Source organism: Sulfurimonas lacustris (assembly GCF_059705355.1).
In genome coordinates this window covers 2131468-2144858 of record NZ_AP046125.1, presented here as the reverse complement: position 1 = coordinate 2144858, position 13391 = coordinate 2131468, and the positions used below count along the sequence as shown (strand labels likewise).

Annotated in this window: 15 protein-coding genes; 12 read left to right on the top strand and 3 right to left on the bottom strand. The window is 43.2% G+C overall.

The features are described from left to right. Positions 1-169: 169 nt before the first annotated feature. The 5 genes from ahbA to AC6H4V_RS11130 are packed head-to-tail and all read left to right on the top strand — an operon-like array spanning position 170 to position 2724. Entirely contained in the window at positions 170-1177 is a 1008-nt protein-coding gene (ahbA, locus tag AC6H4V_RS11150) for a siroheme decarboxylase subunit alpha (RefSeq protein ID WP_497606898.1), read from the top strand. 2 nt (positions 1178-1179) lie between these two features. Next, a complete protein-coding gene (locus tag AC6H4V_RS11145; protein WP_497606897.1) occupies positions 1180-1584 on the top strand; it encodes a hypothetical protein in 405 nt (134 codons plus the stop codon). Further along, positions 1581-1742, top strand: a complete 162-nt coding sequence (locus tag AC6H4V_RS11140) for a hypothetical protein (protein ID WP_428729036.1) — start codon at positions 1581-1583, stop codon at positions 1740-1742. Before AC6H4V_RS11145 ends, AC6H4V_RS11140 begins: the two co-directional genes overlap by 4 nt. Next, positions 1739-2032, top strand: a complete 294-nt coding sequence (locus AC6H4V_RS11135; protein ID WP_497606896.1) for a hypothetical protein — start codon at positions 1739-1741, stop codon at positions 2030-2032. The genes AC6H4V_RS11140 and AC6H4V_RS11135 overlap by 4 nt, the downstream gene beginning before the upstream one ends. A gap of 5 nt (positions 2033-2037) precedes the next feature. Continuing rightward, positions 2038-2724 carry a Rossmann-fold NAD(P)-binding domain-containing protein gene (locus AC6H4V_RS11130; protein WP_497606895.1) on the top strand — a complete coding sequence of 229 codons (687 nt, stop codon included), beginning with the start codon at positions 2038-2040 and terminating at the stop codon, positions 2722-2724. On the opposite strand, the gene AC6H4V_RS11125 is transcribed toward AC6H4V_RS11130, so the two are convergent. After that, a complete protein-coding gene (locus tag AC6H4V_RS11125; RefSeq protein WP_497606894.1) occupies positions 2721-2921 on the bottom strand; it encodes a hypothetical protein in 201 nt (66 codons plus the stop codon). The genes AC6H4V_RS11130 and AC6H4V_RS11125 overlap by 4 nt on opposite strands. Before the next feature lie 146 nt (positions 2922-3067). Here AC6H4V_RS11125 and mtnA point away from each other — a divergent pair, with 146 nt between their 5' ends. Further along, complete coding sequence (gene mtnA / locus AC6H4V_RS11120; RefSeq protein ID WP_497606893.1) at positions 3068-4120, top strand: S-methyl-5-thioribose-1-phosphate isomerase; 1053 nt, start codon at positions 3068-3070, stop codon at positions 4118-4120. Then, a complete protein-coding gene (locus AC6H4V_RS11115; protein WP_497606892.1) occupies positions 4117-5610 on the top strand; it encodes a class II aldolase/adducin family protein in 1494 nt (497 codons plus the stop codon). Before mtnA ends, AC6H4V_RS11115 begins: the two co-directional genes overlap by 4 nt. Here the strand turns inward: AC6H4V_RS11115 and AC6H4V_RS11110 are convergent. After that, positions 5595-6041, bottom strand: coding sequence for a hypothetical protein (locus tag AC6H4V_RS11110; RefSeq protein ID WP_497606891.1), 447 nt, complete (start codon positions 6039-6041; stop codon positions 5595-5597). The two genes, AC6H4V_RS11115 and AC6H4V_RS11110, sit on opposite strands and share 16 nt — an antisense overlap. Before the next feature lie 124 nt (positions 6042-6165). Here AC6H4V_RS11110 and AC6H4V_RS11105 point away from each other — a divergent pair, with 124 nt between their 5' ends. From AC6H4V_RS11105 to AC6H4V_RS11085, 5 genes are read left to right on the top strand one after another with little or no spacing between them, the layout of a single operon-like run. After that, complete coding sequence (locus AC6H4V_RS11105; RefSeq protein WP_497606890.1) at positions 6166-8964, top strand: helicase-related protein; 2799 nt, start codon at positions 6166-6168, stop codon at positions 8962-8964. A 16-nt stretch (positions 8965-8980) separates the two neighbouring features. Then, the gene (locus AC6H4V_RS11100; protein ID WP_497606889.1) at positions 8981-9439 is read left to right on the top strand and encodes an FKBP-type peptidyl-prolyl cis-trans isomerase; all 459 of its coding nucleotides are present in this window, start codon (positions 8981-8983) and stop codon (positions 9437-9439) included. 35 nt (positions 9440-9474) lie between these two features. Further along, positions 9475-10254 (top strand): PhzF family phenazine biosynthesis protein, encoded by a 780-nt coding sequence (locus AC6H4V_RS11095; RefSeq protein ID WP_497606888.1) that lies wholly within the window; start codon positions 9475-9477, stop codon positions 10252-10254. A gap of 41 nt (positions 10255-10295) precedes the next feature. After that, complete coding sequence (locus AC6H4V_RS11090; RefSeq protein ID WP_497606887.1) at positions 10296-10985, top strand: penicillin-binding transpeptidase domain-containing protein; 690 nt, start codon at positions 10296-10298, stop codon at positions 10983-10985. A gap of 33 nt (positions 10986-11018) precedes the next feature. Continuing rightward, on the top strand, positions 11019-11918 hold the full coding sequence (locus tag AC6H4V_RS11085; RefSeq protein WP_497606886.1) for a DMT family transporter: 900 nt from the start codon (positions 11019-11021) through the stop codon (positions 11916-11918). Here the strand turns inward: AC6H4V_RS11085 and AC6H4V_RS11080 are convergent. Further along, positions 11903-13207, bottom strand: a complete 1305-nt coding sequence (locus AC6H4V_RS11080; protein ID WP_497606885.1) for a M23 family metallopeptidase — start codon at positions 13205-13207, stop codon at positions 11903-11905. The genes AC6H4V_RS11085 and AC6H4V_RS11080 overlap by 16 nt on opposite strands. Positions 13208-13391: the final 184 nt, after the last annotated feature.

Here is a 13391-nt window from a genome sequence, read left to right as displayed (position 1 = left end):
TTTTTCTCTTTTTTTTCTCTTTTGTTATCTCCGATATAATACCATACTTTTTTCAAATCCTTTGTTGATGGACATCAACTGAGATTAATTGAAATGAGGTTACAATCGACAAACTAAAAGCGGGTTCTTAACAAAAGAGCTCCAATCAAAAAATGGATGAGAACTAGAGATGAAAGATGAAATATTATCGCGTATTCAAAAGAAATTTCCTTTGGTTGCAAGACCATTTGAAGTAATTGCTGATGAGCTGGGTATGAGTGAAGATGAGGTTCTTGCTATTTTACAAGAGCAGAAAAAAGCAAATATAGTACGTCAAACGTCAGCTATTTTTGACACAAAAAGATTAGGTTATGTCTCCTCTTTGGTTGCATTTAAAATCGCGCCCCAAAAAATCAGCGATGCGGTCAAGATTATCAACTCGCATCCTGGGATTTCGCACAACTATGAGAGAAATCATGATTTTAACATCTGGTTTACGCTTGCAGTCGCTCCAAACTCTAAGCTAGGTCTTCAAAAGACGGTTGAGCTGCTTGCCGTGTTGACAAAAGCGGATGATTTTATCATTCTGCCGACACTCAAACTCTTTAAAATCAATGTCAAACTCAATACAACCGGAAAAGATGAGAAGAAAGAGGAGGTAAAGCGAGTAGAGCATAAAGAGATAGAGCTCACTCCGCTGCACCACGCTATCATCCGTTATGCACAAAACGATATCGAGTTTGTACAGGAGCCATTTAAGAAGATGGTTGATGCCATAGGGATAGATTATGATACTTTTTTTGGCGCGCTTGATGAGCTTCAAGAGGCGGGTGTTATGAGACGATTTGCTTCTATCCTTAACCATAGAAAAGCAGGATTTAGCGCAAATGCTATGGTTGTTTGGGATGTGGACGAGCAAAACGGAGAAATGATAGGTGAAAAAGCGGCTGCATTTAGTGCCGTTTCTCACTGCTACCTTCGCCCAAAATATCCAAACTGGCCTTACAACCTCTTTACTATGGTGCATGGAAAGAGCGAGGAAGAGACAAATAGCATCATAGAAGAGATGGCTGCTGAGATTGATGCAAAAAGTCATATGCCGCTTTATAGCTCACGCGAGTTTAAAAAGGTGCGCATAGAGTATTTTACTCCTGAGTTTGAGGCTTGGGAAGAGCAATATAGTGAGGCAAAGGAGTAGATATGCAACTTTTTTTAGAGCTAGAGATAGTCTATATCGTTATAGGGATTTTTATTTTGAGTGTGACTGCAGTTGTTACAACAAGAGATTTTATGCCAAAGGGTGCATTTAAAAAAGGGATGATTTCAGTGGGTGTTGTCGTCTCTATGATGGTGGCATTTCACTACACAATTACAGTAAAAAGAATGAATGGAGTTGAGGCGCTTTTCAATGCGGGAGAGACCATCATCTGTGAAAACAAGATGCAAAGAACCATCTCAAAATCTGTACTTCTCTCACAAAGCTTAGGGTGGAGACTTGAAGATCACCTCTTTAAACATGATGACTATATCAGAGATTTTCATACTTCTCGCTGCGTTGACTGGAAGGGAAGTGATGTGTTTCAAGAAGAGAATCAAACGAAATGAAAGAGACGCTCAGACGCTATGGCTTAGCGATACTTTTTCTTTTTCTTGTTATCTTTTTGATGCTTTTGGGCACTTTGGGCGTGAAAAGCTTTGGAGATAAGATGTTAGAGGGAACGGGAGTTGAGATGAAACCACGGGGAGACAATTTAGCAAAATGAGTTTAACAACGATTCTTTTAATAGGTGCGATTTTAAGCATCGCATTTCACTTTTTAGGTGTCTATACAGGCGCAAAAAAGACGGTTTGGGTCATGCTCGCTATCGTTTGGGCGGCGAGTTTCGGTTTGGCTACGAGTGAGGTAAAACCTAAAGGTTATACAGAGATAGAGAAGATGAAGGGTAAATTTGCCGAGACGGATAAGCTTATAGAAGAAGCGATGCCTGAAGTCACTATCTACGAGATGGTCGTCATCAAAAAAAGCTATAACGAAAACAAGCCAAAGCAATAGATTTTATGAAAAAAGTGGGCATATTTGGGTGTGGCTGGCTTGGAAAACCGCTCTCTCTTGAACTTGAAAAAGAGTTTGAGGTGGAGTGCTTCTCAAGAGAGACAACAAAAGATGATGCCCCGTTTTGGCAGAGCGATACGCTCATCATCGCCATGCACACAAAAGATAACTACCTCGCAACGCTTCAAAAAATAGCCGCACTTACAAAACACGACGCAAATATCATACTTATGAGTTCTACATCCGTCTATAAAGAGTTTGACGGCGATGTGGATGAGAGTGCTGTTATATCGCAATCATCGCTTATCAAAGAGGCGGAGGAGTTGCTGCTTGGGCTTAGAGAGAGGGTGCTAGTATTGAGACTTGGCGGGCTGATGGGTGAGGATAGGGTTGCAGGGCGTTGGAAGAGTGCGACAAAGTTTCAAGACGGCTATGTGAACTACATCCATAGGGATGATGTCATAGCTATCATAAAGCGGATGTTGGAGTGTGGTATAACGCAAGGGATTTACAACCTTGTAGCACCCCTGCATCCGACACGCCTTGAAATACATCAAAAAAATGCTCAAAATTTTAGTGTGGATGTTGGGGAGTTTGAGGGTTTTACAAAGCGCAGAGTTTTGTCAGACAAGGTCATCAAAGAGCTTGGATATAGTTTTAAGTATCCAAATCCGTTGGAGTTTTGGGGCTAATTGCTTCTGGCTAGTGCCGCAAAATCAATCTCTTCTTTTGGCTCTTTGGACTCTTTGATTTTTTTGTCCTCTTCAAAACTGCCCGTGCTAAAGATGTATTCGCTTTTTTGCAATATACACCTCTTCATCCCCGGAACACACGCTTTTTTTATAAGTTTGCAGTAACCGTTATGGTCATGTTGGCATGTCCAACCCATGATGCACTCCTTTTTTTAGTGAAATAATTTACGTATTTAAGGCGGGGCTAAAGCCCCACGTCCTATAGGCTGCGTAAAATCTGTAAAAATAACAAAAGTGAATTATGCTACAATTTTTTAAACTTCCGACTTAAGGGAAATCAGAAATGCAAGGTAATTATAAAGCGTTATGGCTTAGCGATGAGATGTTTGATGAGTGTTTGGAGGTAATCGACCAGCGTCAGTTGCCTTTTGTCTATGATACACGCTATTTAACAAATACAGAAGAGGCGGTAAACGCCATAAAAAATAGAACCGTTTGCGGTGCGGGGGTTGTCGGAGTTGTGGCGGCTTTTGGGGTTTATATAGCTGCTATTGAGGTGGATGGGGATTATGAGGCACTTCAAGAAAAGGCGGCTTTGTTGCGTGAGGCGTGTTTGGTAAGAGGCAATCTTTCATGGGCAGTTGATGTGATGATGGAGCGACTTAGAGAGTCGCAAGATGTGATAGAAGATGCAAGAGCGCTTGCGATAGAGTTGAGTGATAAAGAGGCGTTGGAGAGCCAAAAGATAGCAGAGGTAGGCTGTGAGCTCATAGAGGAGATGCGTAAAAAGAGTGGAAAGGAGAAAATCAATATCTTGACCCACTCCAGCGGTGGATATCTTGCTTTTGTGGATGAGGGGGCGGCATTTGCGCCTATTTATGAGGCAAAGAGAAGAGGGGTGGATGTGCATCTTTTCTTAACAGAGAGCAGACCTACAAATCAGGGTGCGTCGCTTGGCGCATGGGAGCTTGCTCAAAATGAGATAGACCACACTATCATAACCGATAGCATGGCAGGGCATTTGATGCAGTGCGGCGAGGTGGATATGGTAATAGTGAGTGCCGATAGAGTGAATGAAAACGGCGATGCGGTGGCAAGTGTGGGAACATATCTTTTGGCACTCGCAGCGCATGACAACAATATACCTTTTTACGTTGCACTTCCGACTTCCTTGTTTGGTGTTGGTACGGATGAGGCACGTGTGGATGAGAGAAGCAGCGATGAGGTAAAGTTTGTCAAAGGCGTGGATGCTGATGGAGTTTTTCGCAGAGTTCGCATAACACATGAGGGTTCAGCGGCAGTAAGTTTTGGCTCTGATGTAACTCCTGCAAGGCTTATTGGCGGGTTTATCACCGGCAAAGGGGTGAGTGAATTAAGAGAGAGGATGAGTGTTTGAGAAGTTTTTATGATGACAAAGAGGCGTTTGGATGTAAAACAGATTTGGATTTGCGGGTTTATACCTCAAGGCTGCTTGGGCGTGATGCTTCTTTGGTGCTTCATGGCGGCGGAAATACCTCTGTAAAATCAACCGTTACAAATCTTTTGGGTGAGAGTGAAGAGGTGCTTTATGTTAAGGGGAGCGGCTGGGATTTGGCGACTATCGAGGCGGAGGGTTTTGCTCCCGTAAAGATGGATGCACTGCTTAAGATGGCGGAGTTAAAGGAGCTTAGCGACACCGATATGGTGGCACAGCAGCGTCTTGCTATGACAAATCCATCTGCTCCAAACCCCTCTGTTGAGGCGATTTTGCACGCTATCATCCCTTTTAAGTTTGTTGACCACACGCATGCAGATGCGGTTGTGACTATTACCAATACTTACGGTGGCGAGGAGAAAACCAGAGAGATTTATGGGGACAGAGTTTTGGTTATCCCATACATCATGCCCGGATTTGTGCTTGCAAAACTTGTTTATGATATGATAAGAGATGTCGTGTGGGAGGAGCTTGATGGAATGGTTCTTATGAATCATGGGCTTTTTACATTTAGCGATGATGGCAAAAAATCGTATGAAAAAACCATAGAGTTGGTGGATGCGGCAGAGAAGTATCTTGAGAAAAATGGGGCGGTCTTGGAGTGTGAGAGTGCGGCTTCTTCTGTGGATTTGCTTACCTTGGCAAAAATCCGCAAAGAGGTTTCAAATCTAAAAGGTGTTGCGACTATCTCCATCTTTAACGAGAGTGATTTGGCGGTGCATTTTTCAAAGCAGGATGTTGAGAAAATCGCCGTGCAAGGACCGCTCACACCCGACCATGTTATACGCACAAAGAGAGTTCCCGCACTTTTGGGCGATGATGTGAGTGCTGATTTGGCACGGTTTGTCAAAGAGTACAAAGAGTATTTTGAAGCAAATGAACATGGCGAGACGCTTCTCAACCCCGCACCCAATTTTGCGATACTTAAGGGCAGAGGAACGCTCTCTTTTGGTGCAAATACAAAAGAGGCAAATATCATAAAAGATATCAATGAGCATACCTTTGAAGCGATACTAAAAGCCCAAAAACTCGGCGGTTACAAGGCTCTTAGCGCAAAAGATATATTTGAGGTTGAGTACTGGTCGCTTGAGCAGGCAAAACTCAAAAACGGTGCAAAAACAGCTCCTCTTAGTGGAAAAATAGCCATCGTTGTAGGCTTGGAGAGGGCAGATATGTTAAGGGCTCAAGGTGCGGTGGTTGTGAGATGTGATGCAGTAAAAAGCGAAGAGATTTCTGCTGTAGTAGAGAGAGCGGTTAAGAGTTTCGGCGGTATCGATATAGTTGTAGCCGATGGAGAGGTCTTTACGCCTAGTTCAGACTTAGATACGCACACCGCTCATCAAGAGCTTCTCAAACAGTGTGCGCCGTTTTTAAAACTCGGAGTTGAGACACCGCATCAACTTTTCATGTAGAGCATTCGCTTGACATTGTCAGGCATGCTCTCTAGCGCAAAACTCTTTTGGTCTTTGATGTAAGAGGGGAGTTTGAAATCTTTTGATGTCAAGAGCGTGAAGAGTTTTTGCAAATCCTCATTCTCAATTTGCTTGTACTTTATCTCCATCTCTTTGGCGATACGAAGAAAAAATGTGAGCAAAATCGATTGCGCTTTTTCGTTCACAGCCTCATTTCTTATAACGCCCTCAAACTCCTTGCGCATCGTTAAAACATTGTACTCGCACAGTTCATCAAGTTTCTCGGGATTTTCGGTGGCAAGATAGTTCAAAATATTTAAGATAAGATTGAGAAAAAGAAGATTGGTTTTGTCGATAACCATATTGTTTTTTTCAAGTCTCTCTTTGTATGCCAAAATCTCTGGTTGTACATCGTGAAAATAAGCTAACATTTTTGAACCTTTAGGAGAAGAATTTAAGCTATCATTCTAGCATCAAGAGGCTGATATCGCACTTTCTAAGTGGTGTTAAAGTAGAAAATTAATAGAATGAGAAGATATTACAGGGAGCCAAAACATGGCAAAAAAAAGTAAAAAAAACTCCAAAATCAACCAGAAAATCAAAAAATATTTTGACGGAGACCCTTTTGATGTGGGGGTTGCGAGGGTAAGTACGCAGACTTTGAGCGAACTATTTCATTATCTTGGCATCTACGATGTAGAGGGAAGCAAAGAGATGCTTCTTAAAGTGGCGCGGATGATTTGGAGTGAGGTGGATAGTGATTATCGTGGGGCAATTTTGGACTTTTTCGAGCATGAGGGGAGGATTTACAAGGCAACTGCACCAAAAGAGCCAAGTTTGGAGCGTGATGACAAGATAGATATGCTCATTGACGAGCTAGACGCAACTCCTGAGGAAGCGGGGCTTTTGCGTGAAGCATTTATGGATGTGAGAAGCAAAAAAATATCTATCGAAAAGATGGAGTCAAAGCTCCGTCACATACGCTACGGTCTAAAAAAAGAGCGTATCCAAAAGAGGTTGGATGGGGTTTTTGACATCGACGACTCTTTGGAGTTTAACGCTTCGCTTCGTTATGTTATCTACGGGCAGAATTTTCATAAAATCCTCACACTCAACACAAAAATCTATGAGTACGACTATCTGCAAGAGGGTGAGGAAGATGCGCTTGTTGGGGAGATAGAAGAGGAAAAAGAGCGTGTTGTGGCGTTGAAGCAAAAAGAGATAGATAGCTTTTTGGCAATGCTTGGAGAGGAGCATCCCTATTTGAGCCAAAAAGAGATAGTGAGTGCGCTACGCGCTGCACCGCCCAAGTCAAAACTCTCTTACCCGCCGCTTAAAGAGGAGATTTTAAAGCGCATCGTCTCTGAAGAGTTTGGAGAAACTGCCTTGCAACTCCATGATGAAGAGCTTTTAATAGCTCTTAGCGAGAGTTGCAAACTTCCTTATAGCAACAAAGAACAGCCTTATACGCTGGAGTTACATGTTGAGTTGAACTCGCTTTTGGGGGAGATTTGGAAGAGTAAAACGCTTGATTTTAGCGAGGTGATAGCGGCGGCAAAAAAAGAGCATGAGGAGCATTTTTTTGCAGACCTTTCATCTTTGGTTGCGGAGTGCGGCTCTTATGCCACGCTGCTGCATCTAAGCCCTGAAGCACTCCATGCAAAAGTGTATGATGCCCTGCTTGAACTCCTGCCGATGTCGCTTGTCATCTCGCCAAAAGTTGCACGCAAAACACTCAAGCGATTTACCTTCTCCATCCATGAAGAGATAGCCAAAAAACAGCGTTATGAACTCCTTGCCCGCACGATTAGGGATTTTAAAAACCTCTTTCCGCTTGCCCGTGATATGCGGCGCAAACTTGTACTTCACATAGGACCGACAAACAGCGGCAAAACCTACCAAGCGATGCAAAAACTAAAAAACGCCGACACGGGGTACTACCTCGCACCGCTTAGACTTTTGGCGTTGGAGGGATTTGAGGAGTTGCGGGAGAGCGGGATTGATGCCTCGCTTATCACGGGCGAGGAGCAGATACTTGATGAGGAGGCGACACACATCAGCTCTACCATCGAGATGTGTAACTTTGACGTGGATGTGGATGTTTGCGTTATCGATGAGGTGCAGATGATAGACGACCGTGACCGTGGCTGGGCGTGGGCAAATGCCATCATCGGCGCACCTGCAAAAGAGATTATCATGACGGGTTCGCCAAATGTCAAAGAGGCGATTGAGGCACTTGCGGCGTATCTGGGCGAGGAGCTTGAGATAGTGGAGTTTGAGAGAAAAAACCCGCTTGTGTTTCTCGATGCACCTGTTCATGAGCGAGAGGTGGAAGAGGGAAGTGCCATCATCGCTTTTAGCCGCAAAGATGTGCTTAAACTCAAACAGACATTTTCAAAGCACTTTAGCGTGAGTGTGGTTTATGGAAACCTCTCGCCAGAGGTGCGGCGTGAAGAGGCGAGACGCTTTCGTGCAGGCGAGACGCAGATACTTGTTGCCACCGATGCCATCGCCATGGGGCTTAACATGCCCATCAAAACCATCCTTTTTTCAAAAGCAGAGAAGTTTGACGGAGTAAACGACAGAAATCTTCTGCCGAGTGAAGTACACCAAATCTCAGGACGTGCGGGAAGATACGGAATGCATGAAAAGGGGTACGTGGGGGCTTTGAGTGCGGATGTTTTGCATATCGTGAAGAAAAATTTTCACAAAGAGGCGCATAAAATCGCCATACCTTTTAAAGTAATGGCAAATCTCGACCATATCAAGCTTGTCGGCACAATCTTGGAGGAGAAATCGCTTCATGAAATACTCAAGTTTTTTGTCAAAAATATGGAGTTTGACGGTCCGTTTGTGGCGACAAATCTTGACGATATGCTTGAAGCTTCCGTGCTTGTAGATAGCTATGACCTAGATTTGACCACAAAATACCATCTCGCATGCGCACCGCTAACGTTAAAATCGCCCTATATCACGGGTGCATACGAGAGCTACCTTGGCGCACTGGAGAAAAAGATACCAGTGCCTTACACCATGCCCATCCTCACAAGCACACACGCCCAAACCACAGACGACCTTTTGCGTGCGGAAGATATGGTAAAAGAGATTTCTCTCTACCTCTGGCTCAGCTACCGCTTTGGCGACTACTTTATCGACACAAACAGAGCAAGAGCGGCAAGGGGAGTTTTGAACAAATTTATAGAAAACTCCCTCCAACAAAACCAACTCGCCCAAAAATGCAGAATGTGCAACGCCCCACTCCCGCCAAACTCCCCTTACGGCATCTGTCAGGTATGTTTTAAGAAAAACTACACGGGACGGGGAGTTGGTAGTAGAGGGTATAGAAGTAAATAAAAACAAAGGATTTTCTATGGACAAAATCAAAAAAAACACACTTGTGTCAATGCTTATAAAGTTAGAAGATCAAGAGGGAAACATCATTGATGATAGCGACGAGCTTATGTATCTTCACGGCGGTTACGCTCAAATATTTCAAAAGCTAGAAGATGCGCTTATGGGAAAAAAAGTAGGCGATACTTTTCATGTTACGCTCACTCCCGCAGAAGCGTTTGGAGAGTACGATGAGAGTTTAGTTTTGAAAGAGTTGCTAGAAGATTTGCCTGAGGATATCGCCGTAGGCACGGAACTTGACGGCGAAGAAGAAGGCATTGTTTACGTGGTTGAGAGCATAGATGAAAAGTATGCAATCCTCAACGCAAATCATGAACTTGCAGGTGTCGCAATTGTAGCAAGCGGGGAGATTTTGGAGATAGAACAGCTCTCAGATGAGGCGGCAAAAGAGCTGCTTGAGGGTGAACATCAGCATTGAGGGTGGTTGGCATATGAAAATAAAAAGGAGAATATATGCAACTTAAACTATATCAAATAGATGCTTTTGCAAAAAAAATATTTGAAGGAAACCCTGCGGCGGTTTGTCCTTTGGATAGTTGGCTAGATGATGCGTTAATGCGCAAGATAGCGATGGAGAACAACCTCTCTGAGACAGCGTTTTTTGTAAAGGAGGGTACGAATTATCATATCCGATGGTTCACGCCGCTTGAAGAGGTTGACATGTGCGGACATGCGACACTCGCTAGTGCGTTTGTATTGTTTGAGATTTTGAACTACCCAAACGATGAGATTGTTTTTGATTCAAAAAGCGGTGAGTTGCGTGTTAGAAGAGAGAGGGATAAACTTCTTATGGATTTTCCGGCTCAGGAGATTACGGCATGTCCGATTCCACTTGCCATAGCAGAAGCGTTTGTGATGCAGCCAAAAGAGTGTTATAAGTCGATGGACTATCTGCTTGTTTTTGAAAATGAAGAAGATATTTTAAAAGCAAAACCAAACCTAGAGAAGCTAAAAAATATTGGTGCTAGAGGCGTAATCATCACTTCAAAAAGCCAAGAGTATGATTTTGTCTGCCGTTTCTTCGCTCCAAAAATCGGTATAGATGAAGATCCTGTTACAGGTGCTGCTTTTACTCAGCTCGCGCCTTACTGGAGCAAAGTTTTGGGTAAAAATGAGTTTAGAGCAAAACAAATCTCACAAAGAGGCGGAGAAGTTTTTTGCAAATTGTACGGCTCAAGAGTTGAGATAGCAGGATACGGCATAAAATATTTTGAAGGAATAGTAGAGCTATGATGAGGCTATACACGACTTTGCTGATAATCCTATTTATATTTATGTTACCTCTGTTTGCCAAAGAGCCAAATTTCGGCAAGTTTGACGGGAGTGCGGTTGTGTTGGATCTGAACAGTTCGCAAAAAAGGGTTTTTGGGGTGCGTGCGGATGAGAGGCTTAGTCCTTGTTCTACTTTTAAAATCCTAAACTCTATGATAGCTCTTGATAGCAGAGTTGTAAAAGATGAGAATGAGGTTATAAAGTGGGACGGTGTAAAACGAGAATACCCCGCATGGAATCAAGACCACACTATGCGCTCTGCCATAGCGGTGTCAACGGTTTGGTTTTATCAAGAGTTGGCTAGCCGCATAGGCGAGCAGAGAATGCGAGAGTATGTAAGCAGGGCTAAGTACGGCAATGCGGATACCTCAGATGCTCTTAGGGGCTTTTGGCTGGGCGGCGGAAGCCTCAAAATTTCTTTAAACGAACAGGTTGATTTTCTCTCACGGCTTATGCGCAATGATTTGGAATTTGGGCAACATGTGATGGATACGGTTAAAGATATTATGACTTTAGAAAAAAGCGATACTTACCTGCTTGGCGGAAAAACGGGAAGCTGCGGCGGAGTGGGATGGTTTGTAGGATTTGTGCAAAATCATGACAAAACTACCGTTTTCGCTTTTAACATAAAAGGCGATGGCGCAAACGGAGTAGAGGCAAAGAAGATAGCGTTGGAGTATTTGAAAAAATAGGCTGTATAATTCGCTAAAAAATAGAGCTAAAAAATGAGCAGCACTAAAAATCAGACACGCTATTTTGTACTTATGATTATCGCCATGCTTTTTTGGGGTATTGCTTGGACGGCGGGGAAGGTGGCGGCGGAGCATTCAAATGCTCAGGTGGCGGCTTTTTGGCGGTATGGGGTCTCTTTTATAGCCATCATCCCTCTTGTGTGGTACTTTAAAACGCCCTTTAAAAGCGATGTAAAAGGGTATGGCTATATGTTTTTGGCGGGGGTTCTTACCTCGCTTTTTAACTACCTCTTTTTTGCGGGGCTTTCTCATGGGGATGCGGGGTATGGCGGGACTATCGTTACCTCGCTCTCTCCCATCATCACTTATGCGCTCTCTATCCTTTTTTTGGGTACGAAAATTTCGTCCAGACAAGTTATGGCACTTTTTATCGGGGTTTTGGGTGCGCTTATCCTTCTTCGCATACCTTTTGATGGGTTTGGGTTTTTGGATGCGCAGAGTCTATACTTTTTGGGGTGTGCGTTTGTTTGGGCGATTGTGACGGTTATCTCGCAAAAGGCGGCGAAGAGGGCGGATTTGATGTTTTACACTTTCGTTGTTTTTGGCATAACGGCTTTTATAAATATGCTCTTTGCACTTCCCTATGCCCCTTTTGATTTTGGGGCGTATGACGCTGTTTTTTGGGTAACCATCATTTTTGTGGGCGTGATTCCGGGGACATTTAGCACGGCACTCTATTTTGTCTCAGCGGGGAAAGTTGGGGCGCATAGAACGGGAGTTTTTATGTTTATCGTCCCCATTGGAGCGATTGCTTCAAGTTGGGTTGTTTATGATGAGGTTGTCGCACTCTCGACCGTGGTGGGCTGTATGCTGGCATTTGCGGCGGTTGTTTTGTTCACTATGAAGAGAGTTTCTAGCTATAAAGCCTTATAAGAGCTTCCTTTTTGTGGGTTATCGACCACCATGTTGACACTTTTAAACTTGACTGGAAGTGTCTGCGTCTTTAAGTTGCTATCAAGCGTAAACACCGCAAAGTGCAAATGCGGACCGCTTGAATAACCTGTATTTCCTGAGTAACCCAAAAGGTCGCCTCTTTTGACTGTGCTTCCGACACTCACCGCTACACCGTTTTGCTTGAGATGATAGTAGGTTGCAAAGGTTTTGTCACTATGTTCTATGGTTACAAAGTTGCCATGTTTTGAGTACTCTTTACCTATGCCGCCAATGTTGGAGTCTGCCTTTGTTTTTACCACTTTTCCCTCTCTTGCGGCGTAGATTTTCGTCCCCACGTTCATAGCAAAGTCTATGGCATAGCGACTGCTTCCAAAGTGTGTTTTTCCTCCGTTATAGCCTTGCGAAACTATGTGCGAACTCCCAATAGAAAAAGGGAGTCTATAGATATAGCTATCATCATGCAGGGCATTTTGCGAGCCTAAAATCCAAGTATATTCTAAGGCGTAGGAGTAAGCATTGCCGTTTATGGGAGTAAGACGAGTGCACTCTACGTTTGCGTTCGCTCCAAGAGTAAAAGATGAGAGTTTTGCTTTGTCGGACTTTAAATTGGTAAAGTCCGCTTTTATATTTATCGTAACCGTGTAGGGATTGTTGTTGTAGGCATAAATGGCTATCTCTTTGCCAACTTTTTTTGCTTCAAGATAGACGAGCTCTTGTTTTTTCGCCTTTTTTGACGAGTCGATACTATCCGTAACACTTGCGTTGATAAACTCATTTTGGTACTCTTCGATAAGCTTAAATTTTTCAGCCTGTTTCTCTAAAAACGCACTCTTTTTGTTTTTCTTCTTTTTTTCATAAAATCCCAAAGAGGCATCAAGCAAGGCTCTGTTTTGAAGCAAACCATCTAGCTCACAGTTTGTTAGTTGCAAAAATTTTTCATAATCATCTTCATCTATAGACTTGCTGATTTGCTTATGAATAAGATGCAGGGTATGGTTGTACTCGGTTTGAAGTTTTCTCAGCCTAAGCAGATACTCTTTTGTCAAAGATGTGTCGTTTGCGTCTATATTTTTGCCAAATTGTAGTGTTTGCTCTGCATTTGTGATAAATGAAGCGCAGGTTTTGTTTATATCTTCTCTATCCGAGATTTTTTTTAAAGAGTTCATGGAGTTATAAAGAGGCGTTGCTAAATGCTCATAAAGAATCGGATAGTTTTGCGCATAAACGCTACTAAAGAGAAGAAAAAGAAAAAAGAAAACTCTGCACATTATTTAAAACCCTTTATTAGACTTCTTTCATAACCTCTGTTTGTGAACGATTCTGCAACGGAAGGGTCAAATCTAGCAAGCTAGATTTGGGGTACCCACCGTGAAGCCTTAGTGAATAAACAGAGGTTATGAAAGAAGTCTATTTAAAAACATTATACCAAATCGGCTTGTTGCTGGGGAGTTT